We start from the raw sequence: 20,662 nt of genomic DNA, 5'->3' as shown, positions 1-20,662 counted from the left end.
TGAACCAATGATCGTCCGTCTGGTGCAGCGGATCGGGATCCTCCTGGCCAGCCTGGTCGTGAGCTCCGTATTGGTGTTCGCGTTCATGGCGGTGCTGCCAGGGGATCCGGCCCGCGTCGCCCTCGGAACCAGCGCGTCGGACTCGGCGGTGGCGCAACTGCGCGAGCAGTTCGGGCTCGACCGGTCTCTCGTGGCCCAGTACTTCAGCTGGATACACGGGCTGGTGACCTTCGACCCGGGGAACTCCTACATCTCCCACGCGCCGATCGGCCCGCAGCTCGCCGACCGCCTCCAGGTCACCCTGTGGCTCGTCGGCACCGGCATGGTGATCGCCTGCCTCCTGGCCCTCCCCATGGGCACGCTCATGGCCGTGCGGCACCGCAAGCCGTCCGGGCTCCTTCTCTCGGCCCTGTCCCAAGTCGGCGTGGCCATCCCGGCCTTCCTCGCCGGCATCCTCCTGATCACCGTGTTCGCGGTGGGGCTCGGATGGCTGCCGGCGAACGGCTGGACACCTCCGGTGCAGGACCCGGTCCTGTTCCTCAAACAGCTGGTGATGCCCGCGCTGTCCCTCGGCATCGTGCAGGCCGCGGTGCTCACCCGCTATGTCCGCAGCGCCGTGCTCGACGTCCTCCGGGAGGACTATCTGCGCACCGCTCGCGCCAAGGGACTTCGCCCGACGCGGGCGCTGCTGCGGCACGGACTGCGGAACGCGGCGGTGCCCGTGGTCACCGTCCTGGCCCTGCAGCTCGCCACGCTGCTGGTGGGCTCCGTCGTCATCGAACGGGTCTTCGTCATCCCCGGGCTCGGCAGCCTGCTGCTGGACAGCGTCGCCAACCGGGACCTCATCGTGGTGCAGGACGTGGTCATGATCATCGCAATGGCGGTGCTGCTCGTGAACTTCCTGGTGGACATGGTCTATCTGCTGATCGACCCACGGCTCAGGGGAGGCACGTCATGAGTGCTCCGGACATCGAAGCCACCGTCGCGTCCGCGGTACCCGCGGAGCGCCGTCGGCGCCGCCCGGTCACGGGCAGCCTCCTGGTGGGCGGTCTCATCGTCGCGGTCGTGATCGGCATGGCGCTGCTGTCCTTCGTATGGACCCCGCACGACCCGACCCTGGTGGATCCCTCGGTGCGGCTGCAGGAGCCGTCGCCCGACTACTGGTTCGGCACGGACAAATTCGGCCGCGATGTGTTCAGCCAGATCCTGATGGGCTCGCGCACCACGCTGTTCGTCGGCTTCGTGGCGGTGGGAGTCGCCGCCCTGATCGGCGTGCCCCTCGGCATCGTCGCCGGAATGGCGCCCGGCTGGTTCGGCGAGCTGCTGATGCGCGGCAACGACCTGCTTCTCGCCTTCCCGGCGCTCCTGCTGGCCATCATGTTCGCGGCCGTGTACGGCGCCGGCACGCTGGTCGCGATGGTCGCCATCGGCATCGCGTCCATCCCCCACTTCGCCCGGCTGATCCGCGGCGGCACATTGCAGGTCATGAAGACCGAGTACGTCATCGCCGCGCGGGCGGCGGGCCGTGGGCCGTTCGCGATCGCCGTGCGGCATGTCCTGCCCAACGTCAGCAGTCTCGTCATCGTGCAGGCGTCGGTCGGTTTCGCCATCGCCGTACTCGCCGAAGCCGCGCTGTCCTTCCTGGGCTTCGGAACCCCGCCCCCGACCCCGTCCTGGGGCCGGATGCTGCAGGAGAGTCAGGAGCTGCTGTCGATCGCCCCCCGGCTCGCCGTGTTCCCGGGCGTCGCGATCGCGGTGGCGGTGCTCGGATTCAACCTGCTCGGTGACGGCCTGCGCGACCGTTTCGACCCCAAGCTGGAGGACCACCGATGATCCCGGCACCTGACACGGCACCGGCCTCCGGACCGGGCTCCTCCGAGGGCCGCGATGATGTGCTGACCGTGCGGAACCTCGACGTCGCGGTGGGCGGCCGCACGCTCGTCGAAGATGTCGACTTCACCATCCGGGCCGGCGAACGGGTCGGCCTGATCGGTGAGTCGGGCTCTGGCAAGTCGCTGACCGCGCTGAGCGTCATGGGCCTGCTTCCCGAGGGGCTCCGCGCCTCGGGTTCGGTGCGGCTCGCCGGAGTCGGCCACGACCTGGTGGGTGCCGACGAGGCGCGGATGTCCCGGGTGCGGGGCAAGGAGCTCGCCATGGTCTTCCAGGAGCCCATGACCGCCCTGAACCCCACCATGAAGGTCGGGCGGCAGATCGCCGAGGTGCTGCTGATCCACCGGACCAGGCCGGACCGCGCGTCCGCCCACGCCGCCGCCGTGGAACTCCTCGCCCAGGTGGGGCTCCCCGACCCCGAGGCCGCCGCACAGGCCTATCCGCACCAGTTCTCGGGGGGCCAGCGGCAGCGGGTGGTGCTGGCCATCGCCCTCGCGAACGACCCCTCGCTCCTGGTCTGCGACGAACCCACCACCGCGCTCGACGTCACGGTGCAGGCGCGGGTGCTCGACCTGATCGTGCGCGGCGTCCAGGACCGCAGGTCGGCCATGCTCTTCATCACCCACGACCTGGCCGTGGTGGCCACGGCCTGCGAGCGGGTCATGGTGATGTACGGCGGGCGGCTGGTCGAGTCCGGCCCGGTCCGGGAGGTGTTCACCCGGCCCCGCCACCGCTACACCCAGGGCCTGATCGGCGCGTCGGATCTGACCATGGTCGACGACCGCGGTCGGCTGGCCACGATCCCCGGGTCCGTTCCGGCGGCGGGGCAGTTCCCCGCCGGATGCGTGTTCAGAAACAGATGCGCCCAGGCGACCGAGGTGTGCGCCACCAGACCGGAATGGGTTCCGACCGGGCCGGACTCCGGCTACGCCTGCTTCCACCCGGTGCCCGAGAGCGGCGCGCACGGGACCGGCACCCCCACGAACCAGGAGGCCGGCCGTGGCTGAGCAGCAGACCAGCGCCCCGCTCGCACCCGAGCCGCGGACCGGCCCCGTGGACGCCATCAGCGTCCGCGACGTCACGCGCGTCTACCAACGGCCACGTACCTCACTGCGCCACCCCAGCCCGCCGGTGCACGCCCTGCGCGGCGTCGGCTTCGCCATCCCCCAGGGGCAGCGGTTCGGCATCGTGGGCGAGTCGGGGTGCGGGAAGTCGACCCTGCTGCGGATCCTGGCCGGGCTCGACCGCCCCACGGGTGGCAGCGTCGCGATCGACGGCCGGGACATCACCGGGCTCCGGGAGAGACAGCTGAAGTTCGTCCGCGAGCGGCTCCAGCTCGTGTTCCAGGACCCGATGAGTTCGCTGGACCCTCGCATGCGCGTGGGCGACATCGTGGCCGAGCCGCTGGTGGCGCAGGGGCATGGGAACCGCCGGGAGCGGGTGGCCGAGTTGCTCGAGGCCGTCGGCCTGCGGGCCGACGCGGCGAACCGGTATCCGCACCAGTTCTCCGGCGGCCAGCGGCAGCGCATCTCGATCGCGCGCGCCCTCGCCCCCCGGCCGAAGATCATCGTGGCCGACGAGCCGGTGAGCGCCCTGGACGTGTCCGTACGGGCCCAGGTGCTCAACCTCATCGCCGACCTCGTCGACGAGCTGTCCCTCACACTGGTCTTCGTCTCCCATGACCTCTCCGTGGTCCGCCATGTGTGCGACCGGGTCGCGGTCATGCACGCCGGGCAGATCGTGGAGACCGGGTCCACTGAGCAGGTGTACGAGGACCCACAGCATTCCTACACACGCAGGCTGATCGCCGCCGTTCCGACGCTGGGCAAGGCATTGTCCGGAGTGTCGGCGGCCGACCTCAACCGGGAGTAACGACCGTGACCACCCACGTCAAACCCGCCGCCGGCGAATCCCCCGTGGTGAGGGAGTTTCCCGAGGGTCTTCCCATCGGGGACCACTGGGTCGAGGCACCCGTCACCGAGGACGTCCGCTTTCCCTACGACGGGACGTTCGTCGCCCATGCCCCCGTCGGGGACACCGGTCTCGCACACCAGGCGGTGGACGCCGCCCTCGCGATGCGCGAGCGGGTCGGACGGCTCCCCTCGCACACCCGCAGGGCGGCACTGCTCGCCACGCACGAGGCCATCGCCTCCCGACGCGCGGACTTCGAGCGGCTGCTGGTCCTGGAGACCGGAAAGCCGCTGGTCGACTGCCGTGTCGAGGTGGACCGCACTCTGCTGACACTGCTGACGGCGGCCGAGGAAGTGGCCCGGCTGCACGGGGAAACCGTGCCGCTGGACCTGCTGCCGTCGGGCGAGGGGCTGCTCGGCTTCTGGACCCGTAAGCCGATCGGCGTGGTGGTGGGCATCGCGGGCTTCAACTACCCGCTGCTGCTCGCCGCGCACAAGGTCGCGCCGTCCCTGGCCGCCGGCTGCCCGGTCATCGTCAAGCCCGCCCCGCAGACGCCGCTGGCCACCCTGTGGCTGGTGCACCTCCTCCGCGAGGCCCTCGCCGCCGCCGACGCGCCGCAAGCCGCGGTCCAGTTGGTGACCGGGGGCCCCGAGGTGGGTGTCGCGCTGACCACCGACCGCCGGATCGGTGCGGTGTCCTTCACCGGTTCCGCCGCCGTGGGCCATCGGATCGCCCGGGACGCGGCACCCACCAAGGTGCTGCTCGAACTCGGCTCCAACGCCGCCCTGGTGGTGGCCGCCGACGCCGACCTCGACGCCGCCGCCGACGCGGTGGTGCGCGGCGGGTACTACGCGTCGGGCCAGGCGTGCATCAGCGTGCAGCGGGTCATCGTGGTGGACGCGGTGCGCGAGGAGTTCATGGCCCGCCTGACGGAGCGGGTGGCCGAGGTGGCCGTGGGCGATCCCCGCGATCCGGCGACGCGCGTCTCTGCACTCATCGACGAACGGTCGACCGAGCGGGTCCGCGCGTGGCTGGACGAGGCGGTGAAGGCGGGGGCCTCGCTCGTCGCCGGAGGCGGCGTCAGCGACGGGGTGATCGAGCCCACCGTGCTGCTCGACGTGGACCGCGCCCTCCCCGTCTGGCACGAGGAGGTCTTCGCCCCCGTGGTCGCGGTACGGTCCGTCCCCGATCTGGACACCGCCCTCGACCTGGTCAACGACTCGCGCTACGGACTCCACGCGAGCGTCTACACCAGCGCCCTCGACACCGCGTTCACCGCTCTGGACCGCCTGGAGGTGGGCGGAGTGGTCATCAACGAGGTTCCCGGATTCCGGTCCGATGTCATGCCGTACGGCGGTGTGAAGGACTCCGGGGCCGGACGGGAGGGTCCGAGGTTCGCCATCGAAGAGCTCACCGTCACCCGTATGGCAGTGATTCGCCCGACCACAAAGAAGCCGTGAGGACCACAGTGCGAGCAATGGACCACACCGATGCGCTGGACGCTTACTCCCGCCTGTTCAGGCTCGACGGCCGCAAGGCCGTCGTGGTGGGCGCGGGCAGCGGAATCGGCCGCGAGAGCGCCCTGGCGCTCGCCGCGCACGGCGCCACGGTGGTGTGTGCCGACCGTGATCTGACGGCGGCCGAGGAGACGGCGTCCATGGGGCCGGACCTTGTCGCGTACGCCCTCGACGTGCTCGACGGCGAGGCGGTCGCGCGGGCCGGCGAGGAGATCGGATCCGTCGACGTGCTCGTCTTCACGGCCGCGACGAACGTGCGCAAGCCCCTCCTCGACTACACGGCGGAGGAATTCGAGCGGGTCGTGGCACTCAATCTGCGCGCGTCCTTCGACCTGGTGCGGGCGTTCGGCCGGGGCATGGCCGAACGCGGCAGGGGAAGCATCATCGGCTTCAGCTCGATCCGCGCGGTGTCCGTCGAGCCGGGCCAGGGGGTGTACGCGGCCACGAAGGCCGGCCTCGTCCAGCTGCTGCGGACCGCGGCCGCCGAGCTGGGCCCGTCGGGCGTGCGGGTGAACACCATCGCCCCGGGCGTCGTGGACACACCGCTGACCGCGCAGATCCGGGCCGTGCCGGAGTGGTCGGAGGCCTACGCCAGCAAGAGCGCCCTGGGCCGCTGGTCCCGGGCCGACGAGTTGGCCGGCGCCGTCGTCTACCTCGCCTCGGACGCGTCCTCCTTCGTCACGGGGAGCCAGCTCTTCGTGGACGGAGGCTGGACTGCGATCGACGGACGCTATACGCCGCCCAGCTGACCGGCTGCCGCATATGTTTCAGGCCCCTCTCCCCAGACCTCGGGAGAGGGGCCTGAAGCCGTCAGGGGCCGGATCAGTCGATGCGCTCGAAGGGCACGGTGCCCGCTTCGTCCGGGGCGACCGTGAACACGACCTTCTCGAACCCTCCGGTGAACGCGAATTCGCCGTCATAGCTGGGCGAGGAGGGCGACAGAGTGTCCCGCCCGATGTCCATGCCCTGCCATCCCAGGAAGTGCGGGAGGACCCGCGGAATGGCCTCGGTGCCGACCGGCCTTCCCGAGACGTACAGGTGTCCGGTGCCCCGCATGTCGGCGGTCTTGACGAATTCGAAGCTCAACTCGGCCGGGCCGGTGGGGAGTTCCTCCTCCGAGGTCACCGTGTACCGGGTGCCGAGGAAGTTGTACTCGTAGACCAGCCGGTTGTCCTTGACGTACAGGACGTAACCGCTGCTGATGTTGCCCAGGGACACCAGGACACCCTCGTCCGACGCGGCGGCCCGGTCGACGTACGCGGTGATGCGGTGCGCGCGGTTCATCACCGGTGGCACCGCGGCGATGGGCAGATGGGCCATGCCGGGGTAGTAGGTGAAGGTGGTGCGCCTGCGCGGCGAGCCGGGACGCGGAATCTTCGCCCGGTAGGCGAACCCGTTGTCGTCCAGCGGCAGCACATCGTACTTCCCCGCCTCCACCCAGAAGCGGGCGATCATCTTCTGCAGCTGCTCGGGCCGTTCCCGCGCCAGGTCGTCGCACTCCGAGAAGTCGGTGTCGTGGTGGTACAGCTCCCACTGGTCGTCGTCGAACGACGTGCCGCGCTGGTGGAAGGCGACGGCCTTCCAGCCGTCGTGCCAGATCGCGCGGTGCCCGAACATCTCGAAGTACTGGGCCTCCTTGCGCGTCGGCGCGGCCGGCGAGCCGAAGGTGTAGGCCATGCTCACACCGTGGACCGGCAGCTGCGGGATGCCGTTGTAGACCTCGGGCGCCCGCACACCGAGCACGTCGAAGAGGGTCGGCATGATGTCGTTGACATGGTGGAACTGCTGCCTGACCTCGCCGGTGCGCGGCAGCCCCCGGGGCCACCGCACGATGAGCGGACAGCGGACGCCGCCTTCGTGGGTGTTCTGCTTGTAGCGCTTGAACGGGGTGTTGCCCGCCTGTGCCCAGCCCCAGGGGTAGTTGCCGTGAGCGCGTGTGGTGCCGATGTCATCGATCCGCGCGACCATCTCCCCGAGGTCCTCGGCGATGCCGTTCTGGAACGCGGTGGGGTTGAGCGAACCCTTCTGCCCGCCTTCCTGGCTGGCCCCGTTGTCCGAGAGCAGGATGGTGATGGTGTTCTCCATCTGGCCTATCCGCTCCAGGAACTCCATGAGCCGGCCGATGTGGTGGTCGGTGTGGTCGAGCATCGCCGCGTACGCCTCCTGGAGGCGTACGGACAGCTTCCTCTCGTCGTCCGACAGCTCGTCGAAGGGCACGACCCCGGGGTTGCGCGGCGCCAGTTCGGTGCCGGGCGGCAGGATGCCCCGTTCGATCTGGCGGGCGTGCCGGGTGGCGCGCTCGGCGTCCCAGCCGTGGTCGAACCGGCCCCGGTACTTGTCCAGGTATTCCTGGGGAGCCTGGTGCGGGGCGTGTGCCGCGCCGAACGCCAGATACAGGAAGAAGGGCTTCTCGGGAGTGACCGACGTCTGGTCGCGGACGAATTCGATCGACCGGTCGACCAGGTCCTCACTGAGGTGATAGCCCTCTTCCGGGGTCTTCGGCGGATCCACCGCGTGGTTGTCGTAGAACAGCTCCGGATGGAAGCTGTCCGTCTCCGCTTCCAGGAATCCGTAGTAGCGCTCGAACCCGCGCGACAGCGGCCACTGGGTGTACGGGCCGGACGGGGTGGTCTGCTCCATCGGCGCCAGATGCCACTTGCCGACGGCCATGGTGTTGAAGCCGTTGTCGCGCAGCACCTCGGGCAGCGTCGCGGCGGCCGTGGTGATCCGTCCCCGGCCGCTGGGGAAGCCGGTGTCGAAGTTGGACAGCATCCGCATGCCGACGGAGTGGTGGTTCCGGCCGGTCAGCAGGGAGGCACGGGTCGGCGAACACAGCGTGGTGGTGTGGAAGTTCGCGTAGCGCAGGCCGCCGGTGGCGAGGGCGTCCATGGCGGGGGTGTCGATGTCCGAGCCGAAGCAGCCGAGATCGGAGAAGCCGACATCGTCGAGCACGATGACCACGACGTTCGGCGTGTCCTCGGGAAGCGTCTGCTGCTCGGGCCACCAGGGAGTCGACTCCTCGTAGGTGGTGCCGATCTTGCCTTGGAAAGCACCGTGCGTGGACGGCGAATGAGGAGAGGCGTTGGTCATCCAGGACGCTCCTTGGCGTGGACATTTCGATCCGCGGACGCTCCAGTTAACTGGTCTTACCAGTATGCCGTGTAAGTTTCACCTGCTCCCGTAGCGGTGTCAACCAAGGTGCCGTCAGCGGGCCGGGGGCGGATCCGCGGCGCAGCGGAACCCCATGTGCCCGGTGCTGCTGTCCGGTGTGTTGGATGTGCGCGCGGCGACGCGGTAGCGGTTGCAGTACGACGCGTGGCACAGGTAGGAGCCGCCGCGGATCACCTTCGCCTCCCCGGTGGGAGGTCCGGCCGGGTCCCGGCGGGTCTCCGGGCGGTCGGCCACCTGCCATGTGGTGCTCCACCAGTCGGAGCACCATTCCCACACATTGCCCGACGTGTTGTACAGGCCGAAGTTGTTGGCTCGGTAGGACTTGACCGGCGCGGTTCCCAGATGCCCGTCCTCACCGGTGTTGACCTGCGGGAACTGCCCCTGCCAAATGTTGCAGCGGTGCTGTCCCCGAGGCAGGAGCTCATCCCCCCAGGGGTAACGGGAGCGCTCCAGACCGCCACGCGCCGCCATCTCCCACTCCGCCTCCGTGGGCAGCCGCTTGCCCGCCCACGCCGCGTAGGCGGAAGCGTCGCGCCAGGAGACGTGGACGACGGGGTGGTTCGACAGCTCGGTCCATGACGACCCCGGCCCGTAGGGAGCCCGCCAGCACGCCCCGTCGACCGCGAGCCACCAGGGCGCCTCCGCCACCGTGCCGTCGCGCACCATCCGCCGGGCGTCGGGGTGGACGAGTGCGTAGAACACGAAGGACCAGCCGTAGCGCTCGGCGTCGGTCCGGTAGCCGCTGCTGCGTGTGAACGTCGCGAACTGCCTGTTGGTGACGGCGGTCGCGTCGATGAGGAACGGTGACAGCCGCACCTCCCGGACCGGGCCCTCACCGTCCTCGGGAAACGCGTCGGCGTCGTCACCCCCCATCCGAAACGCCCCTCCGGGGATGCGCAGCATGGCGCGCAGCCCCTGCGCCCGGTCCCGCTCCGGGGCCCGGACCCGCACGGCGGACGCTTCGGGAATCTCCTCGCCGCCCCCGGACGTGGGGGCACAACATGCGCCTGACATCGCTCCTCCGACCGCTCTCACCCGGCTGACCACACATTCTCCGTCGGCTCGAGCGTACGACCCGCCGCGCCCGCCTCGACCGGCGGCAGGGGCGGCAGGGGCGGGCGCCGGTACGGCCCGCTCGCATCGCGAAACAACTGTCCCGGTTGTTCACGTTCCCGGTTCGGACTCGTTGGCCGTCGGCAGGTTGTCCGGACGAGTGGGCCGATCACAGTTCCCGATGTGAGTGCGACCAGGTATCTGGAGATCGCGGAGCGGTTGTCCGCCGAGCTGGCCGAGTGCGCCCATGGCACACGGGTGGCCAGCGAGGCCGAGATCGCCCGGCGGTTCGGCGTGGGTCGGGCCGCCGCACGGGCGGCCGTTCAGGAATTGGAGCGCCGGTTCGTCGTCCGCCGGACCCAGGGGTCGGGCACCTTCGTCAACCGGCGGATCGACTACGTCATCTCGCGCAGCGTCCCGCCGTCGTGGTCCGCCACGATCGCCGCGGCGGGCGCCACACCCCGGGCCCTGGTCAAGTCGGTGCGCACGATCCCCCTGCCCGCCGCCCTGGCGGACAGGTTCGAGCGGCCGGCCGGCTCGCGGGTGCACGAGGTGGTGCGCGAGTTCTACATCGACGACCTCCTCGCCTCCTGGGTCCATGAGTGGATCCCGGTGGACGAGGTGCCCCATCTGGACCTGGCCCTGCACGCCGTCGACTCCGTCGACCAGGTGCTCCGCCAGACGGTGCGGGTGCGGCCGACGCGGGCCTGGTGCCGGGTCAGCATCGACGTCCCACCGGCGGAGGTCCTGCGCGTCCTGCGCATGGAGAGCAGCCAGCCCGCCTGGCTGGTGGAGAGCGTCAGCCGGGACGAGGCGATCGGCGACGTCCTGATGTGCAGCCGTACCTGGACCCGCGCCGACGCCGTCCGTGTCGTGGTCGAGCTCGACGACCGCGGGGCCGTCGCCGACGTGGCCGTCACACCGCACAGAGTTGTCACACCGCAATGAACCAGGAGAAGTGGTGACATACGTCATGAGCAGGGAGCATCGCTGTGCCCTGCTGGCCGAGGCCGAGAGGGCCGAACTGATCGAACTGGCCGATGCCTGCATCGCCGACGGCGCGCGGGTACGGGTGCTGGTGGGGCCCGAGGTCGGTTGTGTGACCGCGCAGGTCCGCGAGCCGGTCCTGGAGCAGCGCTTCCTGCTCGGTGACGTCCTGGCCTGCCGGGCCGAGGTGGAGCTCGCCGGCCACCGCGGCTGGGCCATGCGCCTCGGGGACGACCGCGCCGCCGCGCTGGCCGCCGCGGTGCTCGACGCCGAGGCGCAGTCCGGCCGCCCCCGGACCGCCGAGATCGACGCGCTGTGCGAACGGATCGCGACACGCCGGGAGCGGCGGGAGGACCAGGAGTGGGCGGAGCTCGCCCCGACCGTCGTCGAATTCGAGGAGCTGACGTGACCGCCCTGGAGATGGTTCCCCCACCCGCCGCGGACGCCGCGGGGACCGCGGAGCTGGTGACCGCGGCCAAGCTGCGCCCCGCCCAGGCACAGGGCGTCTTCCGCGCCGTGCTGGATGCCCTGGCGCGGCCGGGCACGGTGACCCGGTTCCCCTCGGACGCCCTCGGCGTGGTGCCGTCCGCGCTGCTGCCGGTCCTCGCGCTCGCGGACCTCGGCACCGGTGTCCACATCCTGGAGGAGGACGGCTCGCGGCGCTGGTCGGACGTGGTGAGCGTGGCCACCAACGCGCCCGCGGTGCCGCTGGAGAAGGCCCGGCTCGCCGCCGCCGTACGGCCCGTCGCGGCGGAGGAGATCCCGCGGCTGGCGCGGGGCACCGCCGAGGCGCCGGAGGACGGCGCCGTGCTGTGTCTGCCGGTGGCCGCGCTGGAGGGCGGTGCGTCGGCCTGGCGGCTGTCCGGGCCCGGCGTACCGGGTGAACGGGACATCGCCCCGCGGGGCGTGCCGGACGGGTTCGTGGCGGCGCGCGCCGAGGCCGTCGGCGGTTTCCCGGCGGGGGTCGATCTGCTGCTGGCCACGCCCGACGGCCGCGTCATGGGCCTGCCGCGCAGCACGACCGTCACGATCGTGGCCAATGCCGCGATCCTGGCCGACGCCGCGATCCTGGCCGGTGCCGTGGACGACGCGACCGATGCCACGACCGATGCCATGGCCGGTGCCGCGACCGATGCCGCGACCGATGCCGTGGCCGAGGAGGAGGACTGATGGGGTACTCGGGAGCACGTGGCGGACTCGAGGCCATCCTCGCCGCCGAGGACCTGGTCCGCCGCAAGCGCGACCACGCGCCCGCGACCTGGGCGTCCACCGAGCAGATCACGGCCCGTTTCCGGCTGGCCGTCGACCGGGTGATGGGCGAGGCCGGTCTGTACGACGAGCCCACCGCGGCCGACGCCTTCCGGCAGGCCGAGGGGGACACCCTGGAGGCGTCGCACCTGCTGCGCGCGCAGCGGTCCACCCTGCCGCGGCTGGCGGTCAGCGAACCCGTCGACCCGGACGAGATGACCGTGCTGCGCCGCATCGTCCCGGCGTTCCGCGAGCCCGACGGCCCGCAGCTGCTCGGCCGCACCTCCGACTACACCGGCCGGCTGCTGGAGCGGCCCGACGGCCCGCCCGAGCCGTCGCCCCGGGCCACGGACACCGCGAACGGCACAGTCCGCACCGAGGACCAGCGCAGTCCCCGCCGGTTCCTCGACCTGCTCCGCAAGATGGACCTGGTCGCCGACGGACGGACCGCCGACGATCCGGAGCCGCACGACATCACCCGCAAGCCCGCCCGGCCGCCCGCCGACCGGTCGGCCGTCCTGGCCGCCATGGCCCGCTCCGAGTCCGGTGCGCTGGTGGCGCTGTGGTACCGCTCGATCCTCGGGCCGGACGGCGACGTACACGAGATCACCCTGGGCGACCTGCGCCACGGCCGGCTGCCGCTGCGCGTCCGCCACCCGCACACCGGAAACCCCGTCACCGTCGGCGAGTTCCGGGTCACCGAGGCCGAGGCCATCGAGGACCTGGACGGCGCGGAGGAGGACCGTACGCGCTTCGACATCGGCTACGGCCTGTGCTTCGGACACAACGAGCGCAAGGCGATCGCCATGGCCAACCTGGACATCGCCAACCGCCGGTTCGGCCGCAGCGGGCCGCTGGAGCAGCTGCTGCTGCTCACCCTCGACGGCCTCGACTCGGGTGGCTTCCTGGAACACCTGAAGCTCCCCCACTACGTCACCTTCCGCTCGATGGCCGAGCGCAAGCAAGCCATGCGGGCCGCCGCCGAGGCGGGAGAGGAACCGCCCGCACGGGCCGCCGAGCCCGCCGGAAAGGAATGCCGATGAGCACGGCGTACGACACACCGCGGGCGACCGGGATCGGCGCGCTCGTCGCCGAGGCGGACGCGGGCAGGCCACCCGCCGGGATCCTCGACGAGGACGCCAAGCGGGAGATCCGCCGGTCCGCGCTGGCCGCGGTCTGCGTACCCGGCTACCAGGTCCCGTTCGGCTCCCGGGAGATGCCGGTGGCGCGCGGCTGGGGTTCGGGCGGGCTCCAGGTCACCCTGGGGGTGATCGGCGCCGACGACACGGTGAAGGTGATCGACCAGGGCGACGACGCCGGGGTCAACGCCACCAATCTGCGCCGGATGATCGCGCAGACCACCGGGTGCGACGAGTCAGCCGACACGCGGGAGGCCACGGTCGTGCAGACCCGCCACCGCATCCCCGAGGAGGCCCTGGGCGCCGGCCATGTGCTGGTGTACCAGGTGCCGGTGCCCGAGCCGCTGCGCGGTGTGCAGAAGTCGGTGGCCGAGTGCGCGCGGATGCACGCCGAGGGCGACTACTCCGCGATGTGGGTCAGCCTGTACGAGGACATCGTCCGCAACGGCATGATCACCGCGAGCACCGGCTATCCGGTGCTGGTCGGCGGCCGCTATGTGATGGCGACCAGCCCCATTCCGCGCTGGGACGTGCCCCGGCTGGACGAGGCCGCGCACCTCAACCTCTTCGGCGCGGGCCGCGAGAAGCGCATCTATGCGGTGCCCCCGCACACCGAGGTCCGGCCCCTCACCTTCGACGATGTGCCGTTCGAGGTCGAGCACGAGCCGGGCGGGCGCTGCAAGTTCTGCGGCAGCGGCGACGTCTACCTCGTCAACTCGGGCACCGAGGGCGCCTTCGCCTGCAGCGACACCGAGTGGTGCGCCCGGGTCCAGGCGGGGGACGCCGACACCGCCGCCCACCGGGAGCGCGCGCCGCTGGCCCTGCTCCCCGATCCACGGGCCCGCGCGGGACGCCGCGACACGCCCACGGCCGGTACCGCCGCGGCGGACGACACGCCCGCGGCCCGTACCGCCGCGGCGGACGACACGCCCGCGCCCGCCCGTGGGACCCGGGCCGATGGCCCCGAGTGGGCCCTGCGCGTCGACGGCATCGGCAAGGTGCACGGCGCGGGCGGCGCGTCGGCCGTGCCCGGCACGGGTCCCGAGCACTCCACCGCGATCAGCCCGTCGACCGGTGCGGTGGTGGCCGCCTGGGACGTCTCCTTCGACGTGGCGCCGGGCGAGGCCCTGGGCCTCATCGGCGAGTCGGGCTCCGGCAAGTCCACCGTGCTGCGCTGCGTCATCGGCGACGAGCCCGCCACGGCCGGACAGGTCCACCTCGCCTCGGTGGACGGCGGCGCGTCCGAAGTGCTCGCGCTGCCCGCGGCCGTACGGCGGCGGCTGCGGATCGACTCGATGGCCGTGGTCTACCAGGACCCGGCCGCCGGACTCGACCTGCGGGTCTCCGCCGGTGGCAACATCGCCGAGCGGCTGACCGCGGCGGGCTGGCGCGGCTATCACGCCATCCGGCGCCGCGCGGCGGAGCTGCTGGACCGGGTCGAGGTGCCGCTGTCCCGCATGGACGACCCGGTGCACACCTTCTCCGGCGGTATGCGGCAGCGGGTGCAGATCGCCAAGGCCCTGGCCACCGAGCCGCCGGTGCTGCTGCTCGACGAGCCCACCACCGGTCTGGACGCCTCCGTGGCCGCCGGTGTGCTCGATCTGCTGCGGAGCCTGCTCTCCGAGCGGGACGTCGCCGCCGTGGTCGTCAGCCACGACTTCTCCGTGATCGAGGCGCTGACCGACCGCACGCTGGTCATGCAGACGGGCCGGGTCGTCGAACGCGGCCTGACCGACCAGCTCTTCCACGACCCCCACCACCCCTACACCCAGCGGCTCGTCGCCGCCGCCCGGAGGTGAGCCCGGTGAACACCACCCCCACCGATCGCGCGGAGGACCCGGTCCTCACCGTCCGCGCCCTGTACAAGTCCTTCACCCTGCACAGCATCGACGGGCGGACCGTCCCGTCGCTGCGCGGTGTCGACCTCGATGTGCACACCGGCGAGCACGTCGCCCTCGCGGGCCCCAGCGGTGCGGGCAAGTCCTCGCTGCTGCGCTGTGTGTACCGCACCTACCTGCCCGACTCCGGCTCCGTAAGGCTGCGCACGGCGGCCGGGACGGTCGAGCTGACCGCGCTGCCCGACCGGCGGATGGCCCGGCTGCGCGGCCGTGAGTTCGGCTACGTATCGCAGTTCCTGGCCGCCCCGCCGCGCACCGGCCCGCTGGAGGTGGTCGCCGCGACCGCCCGGCGGCGCGGGCTCGACCGGGGCGAGGCGCGGGAGGCCGCCGCGGCCGCGCTGCGCCGGCTGAACCTCGACGAGACGCTGTGGGACGTGGACTGCGGTGTCCTCTCCGGCGGTGAGCGCCAGCGGGTGAACCTCGCCGCGGGCACGGTGCAGCCGCCCCGGCTGCTGCTGCTCGACGAGCCGGTCTCCGCGCTGGACCCGGCCAACCGGGAGGCCGCGCTGGAGCTGGTCGACTCACTGGCGGGGCAGGGTGTCGCCGTCCTCGCCGTCTTCCACGACATGGACGCCATCCGGCGGCTGGCGTCCCGGGTGGTGTTCGTCGGCGACGGCCGGATCGCCCGGCAGGGCGCGCCGGAACAGATGTTGGAGGCAGCGGCATGAGCACGGGCCTGGTGAGCAGGGGGCCGGCCGAGGCGCCGGCCCAGGGCTGGACGCTGGGCGGCCCGCCCCGGGACTACGTGCTGGGGCACGTGCGGGCGGTGCTGCCGGACCGGGTGCTGGACGACGCGCTGGTCGCGGTCCGGGACGGCAGGATCGCGGAGGTCGCACCGCACCCGGCCGGTGTGGCGGCCGACGTCGACGGCCAGGGGATGCTGTGTCTGCCCGGTCTGGTGGATGTGCACAGCGACGGTCTGGAGAAGGAGATGCTGCCGCGCCCCGGGGCCGAACTGCCCCTGGAATTCGCGCTGTTGTCCTTCGAGGGCAAGCTGCGCGCGGCCGGTGTCACCACGGCGTACCACGGCGCGGCGTTCGAGGAGAGCGGCGGGCGCGGCATGCGCCGCACCCTGGAGAACGCGCGGCGGATCTGCGCGGCCGTGGAGAGCCGCGGCGGCGACGGCCTGGTGGACCACCGGATCCTGCACCGGCTGGACGTCCGCTGCCCGGAGGGCCTGGCCGGGCTGCGGCAGCGGCTGGAGGACATCGGTGGCGCCGCCCGCGGGCCGGTCCTGGTGTCGCACGAGGATCACACCCCAGGCCAGGGGCAGTACGCGGACCGCGGCTACTACGAGCGGTATCTCGTCGGCACCCGCGGGGTCACCGAGGACGAGGCCCGCGGCTACGTGGACCGGCTGATCGAGGACCGGGACGGCCGGCTCGACGTCCGCGAGGAGGCGCTGGACTGGCTCGGCGAGCAGGCCCGCGCGGGCCGCATCCGGCTGCTCGGCCACGACCCCAGCTCGGCGAAGGAGATCGAGGAACTGCGGATGCGGGGTGGCACGGTGGCGGAGTTCCCCACCACGGTGGCCGCCGCGGAGGCGGCGTACGAGCACGGCATGCCGACGGTGATGGGCGCGCCCAACGTGCTGCGCGGCCACTCGCACAACGGCAACGCCTCCGGCCGCGAGCTGGTCGGGCGCGGCCTGGTCACCGCGCTCGCCTCCGACTACCTGCCGTCGGGGCTGCTCTCGGCGGCGCTGCTGCTCGCCGAGGACGGGCTGGCGCCGCTGCCCGCGGCGGTCGGCCTGGTCACCGGCGGCGCGGCGGACGTCGCCGGTCTCCCGGACCGCGGCCGTCTCGAGGCGGGGCTGCGGGCCGACTTGGTGCTGGCCGAACCGGGCCGCCCCTGGCCCGTCGTGGCGGCTGTCCTGCGCGCGGAGTCGGACGCCGACTCGGCATCGGGCTCGGGAACGCGCTCGGGAGGTGACGCGGCATGAGCGGCCGGATCCCCTGGCCGGTGCCGGAACCGCACCTGCCGACCGGTGTCCACCCGGTGCTGGCCGCGGCGACCCGCGCCGCCACGGACGCGTTCCGCGCCGCGCGCGAGGCGTACGACCGGGCCCAGCTGGCCGAGAAGGTGCAGGTCGGCGCGGACGGTACGCCCACCATGCGGCTGGACATCCTGGTGGACACCGCGATCGCGGAGGTCGTGAACGCCCACCGGATCAATCTGCTCAGCGAGGAACTGGGCAGCATCGACAACGGGTCCGCCGTCACCCTGGTCACCGACCCGGTGGACGGCACGGCGAACGCCGCCTCGGGGGTCCCGCTGTCCGCGTTCGCGGGTGTCATCGCGGTGGACGGTGTGCCGACCGAGGCGCTGACGTCCTGGCTGGACACCGGGCGCTGCTGGCACACGGTGGCGGGTCAGCCGTCGCCGTACCGCACGAACGGCCGTACGGAGCTGGACGGCGCCGCGGTGAGTCTGCTGCGGCCGCAGCCGCACATCGCCGACGCATGGTGGCGGGTGGCGACGCGGGCGGCCAGGATCCGCATCCTGTCCACGAGTTGCCTGGAAGCGGTGCTGGTGGCCGAGGGGTCGACGGACGCGTTCGCGGACGCCGGCTCCGACACCCACCGGATCGTGGACCTGGCGGCCGCGATGGTGACCGTCCCCGCGGCGGGCGGCGCGGTGATCGATGTGCACGGCCGTCCGCTGGAGATCGACCCCGATCTCACTCGCCGCTGGTCGGGTGTGGTCGCGGCCACGCCGCGGCTCGCGGAGGAACTGGCGGAGACCATCCGCGGAACGGAGGACCGATGACCACCCGTATCCCCCTCGACCCGCTGACGAGCGAGGAACTGACCGCGCTCGTCGACGGCCTCGCGGGCCTGCCGTACGGCGGGGAGGCCGTCGACCAGCGGACACACGCGCTCCAGACGGCGTGGCTGGCGATGGACGCGGGCGCGGACGACGAACTGGTGGTGGCCGCCGCGCTGCACGACATCGGCCGGGCCCGCCCGGTCCGGGCCGAACACCCGGGTCTGCCGCACGAGGTGGCGGGCGCCGAGTTCGCCCGCCGCCGGGTGGGCGAACGGGCGGCGTGGGTCATCGCGCAGCACGTACCGGCCAAGCGCTATCTGGTGGCGACCGACGCGGCGTACCACGCCCTGCTCAGCCCGGCGTCGGTCGCGTCCCTGAAGGTCCAGGGCGGCCCGATGGACGAGCGCGAGGTGGCGGAGTTCGCGGCCCATCCGCTGGCCACGGACGCGGTCGCGCTGCGCCGCTGGGACGACGCGGCCAAGGACCCGGACGGCCCGCGACTCGCCATGCCGGCCCTCCTGGCGGCCCACGCCCGCTGCGTGACGGCGCGGCGGGGCTGAGGGTGATTGCGTCCGGGGGCAGGCCGAGCGGCCTGCCCCCGGACGCCGCGCACATGCTCTCCGGAGCGATACGCCCCCGCTCCCCCGCTCCCCCGGCTCCCCGAGGAAATGCGCTGCTGCCCACGGGACCCTGCGGCTAGCATCTGCGGATGGCGCGCGACGACAGGAAGGCCCGACGGCTGGTCGTCGGCGGGGACACCTTTCTGTGGTCCCTGCGCCACACCCACCGCACACTGGACGACGGACGGCACACGGAGTGCTGCGAAACCCTCGTCCTCCGGCTGTTCCGGGCGAGGGTGAACTGCGCATCGCGTTCCGGAGCGGCCCCGGCAGGACGGTGCCCCGACGATCCCACGAGGCGGGAGCTGGACGGCTGGGCCCTGTTCGCGAGCGTGGGAAACCGCCGGGTGACGCGATGAGGACGCGCACCCTGAGCAGTGGACCCTGGAACACCCCGGTCAGGGCACCGGGGCGCGAGAAGCGGTCGAGCCGCGCGTCCACGTGGATGGCCGTCTGAGCCGCTTCACGGTCAACCGCTTTGACAAAACGGAACGCCGCTCCGTACATTAATCGGAACGACGATCCGTTTTCGGCGCCGTCCGAAGCCGGACGCTCCTGATCGCCTCACCCGCCCCCGCCGGACAAGACCGGCGGCAGAGGCCATTGAAGGGACATACGCACCTCATGAGTGAATCGACATACGCGGCCCACACCTTCGGCTCGACCGCTCCCGTCCTCTCGGTCAGCCCGGTGGCGCTGCCGGCGCCCGGCCGGGCCGTGGACCTGGAAGTGCGCGTCTCCGCGCCCGTGACCGGGAGCGGCCTGCCGGTCATCCTCCTCTCGCACGGCCAGGGCTACTCGAACCACCTCTCCTCACTGAACGGATACGCCCCGCTCGCCAACTTCTGGGCCGCACACGGCTTTGTCGTGATCCAGCCCACCCATCTGAGCTCGCGGACGCTGACCCTGGACCCCAACACCCCTGGCGCGCCGCTGTTCTGGCGATCGCGGGCCGAGGACATGATGCGCGTCCTCGACCAGCTCGATGTGATCGAGGCCGCCGTTCCGCAGCTCCTCGGGCGCGTCGACCGGAGCAAGGTGGCCGTGGCCGGGCACTCGATGGGCGGGCACACCGCGAGCCTGCTGCTGGGCGCCCGGCTCACCGATCCGGACGACGGAACGGAAGTGAACCTGGCCGAGCCCCGGATCACGGCGGGTGTGCTGCTCGCCGTGCCCGGCAGGGGCGGCGACGCCCTCACCGAGTCCACGGCCGAGAACTTTCCCTTCTTCCTGACCACGGACTTCGCCAAGATGACCGCGCCCGCGCTCGTGGTCGCCGGGGACAAGGACGCGTCTGCCCACCTGACGGTCCGGGGCCCGGAGTGGCACACCGATCCGTACCTCCTCTCCCCCGGCCCCAAGTCCCTGCTCACGCTGTTCGACGCGGAGCACGGGCTCGGCGGGGTCTCCGGCTACGACGTCGCCGAGACCACCGACGAAAGCCCCGAGCGCGTGTCCGCGGTCCAGCGGCTCACCACGGCCTACCTCCGCACACAGCTCAACCCCGGGGATTCCGCGTGGCAGACGGCGTGCGACGCGCTGGCGGCCGACCCCAGCCCGCTCGGACGAGTGGAATCGAAGTAGACCGGGGGGGACGGCCCGCGTCAGCCCCGGACCCACTGCGGAAGGTCAGCGGAACCAGACCAATACGGGGACGCGGATCTCCCGGAGTTCGGGGAGGACGACGTATTCGAAGACGACCGGCTCGCCGCCGATCTGCAGGCTGTACCGGGCACCCAGGTCGTCCATGGGATCGCCGGGGGGCTGTCGGTCGCGGTCGATCGCGCCGCCGACCTCGAGAGCGAGCGCGCTCAGGAAGTTCACGACCTTCTTGGAGAGGTCCGGTGGCATGTCGAGCAGCGTCTGGGCGGGGATCTCCTCGGTCCACGCCCTCCAGCCGCCGCGCGGCCGGGGGTTCATCGGGTGATTCCCTCCAGCCGGTCGGCGAGGTCGTCCACGGAGACCAGGCGGGTGCCGGCTGCGGCGTTGGAGCGGCTCTCCGCGGCGCCGGGGGCGCGGTCGAGCATGGCCGCCTTCCACCACTTGCGCATGACGCCCGGAACGGTCTCCTCCTCGGCGGCCAGCACCTCGGCGTAGAACTGGGCCCGGTTCGCTCCGGTCAGCGCGTCGCCGATGCCGTTGATCGTGTTCGGGATTGCCGGGATCCTGCGGTCGGTGGGGTGTTCGGGCTGTGCGCTCATCTCCGAGTTCCCTTTCCCGCATCGGGTGCGACGGTCGGCGGCCCCCGGTCGAGGCGCCGTCGCTCGGGTCATTCTCTCGCAGGACGCGTGCTCTATGGGGCGTAGTGGGAGATCAGGGTAGCCGGTGGGCCCCTTGACCGTTGATGCAGCCGGTGGGCCACTCCCCCGCCGGGCGGCTCGGCCGCGCCACCGTATGGCCCGGGCGGCCCCGGCCACCGTTCGCCCGCAGGGGAGACAGCGGCCCCGTACCACCGCGGC

General features: G+C 72.2%; 21 protein-coding genes. 17 read left to right on the top strand and 4 right to left on the bottom strand.

What is annotated here, in order from left to right; genetic code table 11:
- Positions 1–7 precede the first annotated feature (7 nt).
- The 6 genes from JK364_RS37625 to JK364_RS37600 are packed head-to-tail and all read left to right on the top strand — an operon-like array spanning position 8 to position 6,067.
- A complete protein-coding gene (locus JK364_RS37625; protein ID WP_201855896.1) occupies positions 8–958 on the top strand; it encodes an ABC transporter permease in 951 nt (316 codons plus the stop codon).
- Complete coding sequence (locus tag JK364_RS37620) at positions 955–1,833, top strand: ABC transporter permease (protein ID WP_201855895.1); 879 nt, start codon at positions 955–957, stop codon at positions 1,831–1,833. The genes JK364_RS37625 and JK364_RS37620 overlap by 4 nt, the downstream gene beginning before the upstream one ends.
- Positions 1,830–2,897, top strand: coding sequence for an ABC transporter ATP-binding protein (locus JK364_RS37615; RefSeq protein ID WP_201855894.1), 1,068 nt, complete (start codon positions 1,830–1,832; stop codon positions 2,895–2,897). The genes JK364_RS37620 and JK364_RS37615 overlap by 4 nt, the downstream gene beginning before the upstream one ends.
- Positions 2,890–3,762, top strand: coding sequence for an ATP-binding cassette domain-containing protein (locus JK364_RS37610; protein WP_201855893.1), 873 nt, complete (start codon positions 2,890–2,892; stop codon positions 3,760–3,762). The genes JK364_RS37615 and JK364_RS37610 overlap by 8 nt, the downstream gene beginning before the upstream one ends.
- Before the next feature lie 5 nt (positions 3,763–3,767).
- Positions 3,768–5,261 (top strand): aldehyde dehydrogenase family protein, encoded by a 1,494-nt coding sequence (locus tag JK364_RS37605; protein ID WP_201855892.1) that lies wholly within the window; start codon positions 3,768–3,770, stop codon positions 5,259–5,261.
- 17 nt (positions 5,262–5,278) lie between these two features.
- Complete coding sequence (locus tag JK364_RS37600; RefSeq protein WP_230993103.1) at positions 5,279–6,067, top strand: SDR family NAD(P)-dependent oxidoreductase; 789 nt, start codon at positions 5,279–5,281, stop codon at positions 6,065–6,067.
- 73 nt (positions 6,068–6,140) lie between these two features.
- Here JK364_RS37600 and JK364_RS37595 read toward each other — a convergent pair whose 3' ends face one another.
- A complete protein-coding gene (locus JK364_RS37595) occupies positions 6,141–8,408 on the bottom strand; it encodes an arylsulfatase (protein WP_201855891.1) in 2,268 nt (755 codons plus the stop codon).
- A gap of 114 nt (positions 8,409–8,522) precedes the next feature.
- Positions 8,523–9,503, bottom strand: coding sequence for a formylglycine-generating enzyme family protein (locus JK364_RS37590; RefSeq protein WP_201855890.1), 981 nt, complete (start codon positions 9,501–9,503; stop codon positions 8,523–8,525).
- 222 nt (positions 9,504–9,725) lie between these two features.
- On the opposite strand from JK364_RS37590, the gene JK364_RS37585 reads away from it, so the two are divergent.
- The 11 genes from JK364_RS37585 (at position 9,726) to JK364_RS37535 (ending at position 19,787) form a co-directional block, all read left to right on the top strand.
- Positions 9,726–10,490, top strand: coding sequence for a GntR family transcriptional regulator (locus JK364_RS37585; RefSeq protein ID WP_201855889.1), 765 nt, complete (start codon positions 9,726–9,728; stop codon positions 10,488–10,490).
- 25 nt (positions 10,491–10,515) lie between these two features.
- Entirely contained in the window at positions 10,516–10,938 is a 423-nt protein-coding gene (phnG, locus tag JK364_RS37580) for a phosphonate C-P lyase system protein PhnG (RefSeq protein WP_201855888.1), read from the top strand.
- Positions 10,935–11,699: a phosphonate C-P lyase system protein PhnH gene (phnH, locus tag JK364_RS37575; protein ID WP_201855887.1), complete on the top strand. Its 765-nt coding sequence runs from the start codon at positions 10,935–10,937 to the stop codon at positions 11,697–11,699. Before phnG ends, phnH begins: the two co-directional genes overlap by 4 nt.
- Positions 11,699–12,820: a carbon-phosphorus lyase complex subunit PhnI gene (locus JK364_RS37570; protein WP_201855886.1), complete on the top strand. Its 1,122-nt coding sequence runs from the start codon at positions 11,699–11,701 to the stop codon at positions 12,818–12,820. The genes phnH and JK364_RS37570 overlap by 1 nt, the downstream gene beginning before the upstream one ends.
- Complete coding sequence (locus JK364_RS37565) at positions 12,817–14,715, top strand: alpha-D-ribose 1-methylphosphonate 5-phosphate C-P-lyase PhnJ (RefSeq protein WP_201855885.1); 1,899 nt, start codon at positions 12,817–12,819, stop codon at positions 14,713–14,715. Before JK364_RS37570 ends, JK364_RS37565 begins: the two co-directional genes overlap by 4 nt.
- A gap of 5 nt (positions 14,716–14,720) precedes the next feature.
- Positions 14,721–15,482 (top strand): ATP-binding cassette domain-containing protein, encoded by a 762-nt coding sequence (locus JK364_RS37560; protein ID WP_201855884.1) that lies wholly within the window; start codon positions 14,721–14,723, stop codon positions 15,480–15,482.
- Complete coding sequence (locus JK364_RS37555; protein ID WP_201855883.1) at positions 15,479–16,756, top strand: alpha-D-ribose 1-methylphosphonate 5-triphosphate diphosphatase; 1,278 nt, start codon at positions 15,479–15,481, stop codon at positions 16,754–16,756. Before JK364_RS37560 ends, JK364_RS37555 begins: the two co-directional genes overlap by 4 nt.
- A complete protein-coding gene (locus JK364_RS37550) occupies positions 16,753–17,583 on the top strand; it encodes an inositol monophosphatase family protein (protein WP_201855882.1) in 831 nt (276 codons plus the stop codon). The genes JK364_RS37555 and JK364_RS37550 overlap by 4 nt, the downstream gene beginning before the upstream one ends.
- The gene (locus tag JK364_RS37545; protein WP_201855881.1) at positions 17,580–18,143 is read left to right on the top strand and encodes an HD domain-containing protein; all 564 of its coding nucleotides are present in this window, start codon (positions 17,580–17,582) and stop codon (positions 18,141–18,143) included. Before JK364_RS37550 ends, JK364_RS37545 begins: the two co-directional genes overlap by 4 nt.
- A gap of 149 nt (positions 18,144–18,292) precedes the next feature.
- Positions 18,293–18,562: a hypothetical protein gene (locus tag JK364_RS37540; RefSeq protein WP_201855880.1), complete on the top strand. Its 270-nt coding sequence runs from the start codon at positions 18,293–18,295 to the stop codon at positions 18,560–18,562.
- A 265-nt stretch (positions 18,563–18,827) separates the two neighbouring features.
- Positions 18,828–19,787, top strand: coding sequence for an alpha/beta hydrolase family protein (locus JK364_RS37535; RefSeq protein WP_201855879.1), 960 nt, complete (start codon positions 18,828–18,830; stop codon positions 19,785–19,787).
- A 45-nt stretch (positions 19,788–19,832) separates the two neighbouring features.
- On the opposite strand, the gene JK364_RS37530 is transcribed toward JK364_RS37535, so the two are convergent.
- Both JK364_RS37530 and JK364_RS37525 read right to left on the bottom strand, forming a co-directional pair.
- Positions 19,833–20,123 carry a hypothetical protein gene (locus tag JK364_RS37530; RefSeq protein WP_201855878.1) on the bottom strand — a complete coding sequence of 97 codons (291 nt, stop codon included), beginning with the start codon at positions 20,121–20,123 and terminating at the stop codon, positions 19,833–19,835.
- Positions 20,120–20,404 (bottom strand): hypothetical protein, encoded by a 285-nt coding sequence (locus JK364_RS37525; RefSeq protein WP_044580366.1) that lies wholly within the window; start codon positions 20,402–20,404, stop codon positions 20,120–20,122. The genes JK364_RS37530 and JK364_RS37525 overlap by 4 nt, the downstream gene beginning before the upstream one ends.
- Positions 20,405–20,662: the final 258 nt, after the last annotated feature.

Origin of the sequence: Streptomyces endocoffeicus (assembly GCF_016741935.1) — a bacterium.
Classification (GTDB): Bacteria; Actinomycetota; Actinomycetes; order Streptomycetales; family Streptomycetaceae; genus Streptomyces; species Streptomyces endocoffeicus.
The sequence above is the reverse complement of the archived record's forward strand: the minus strand, read 5'-3'. Positions and strand labels throughout refer to the sequence as shown.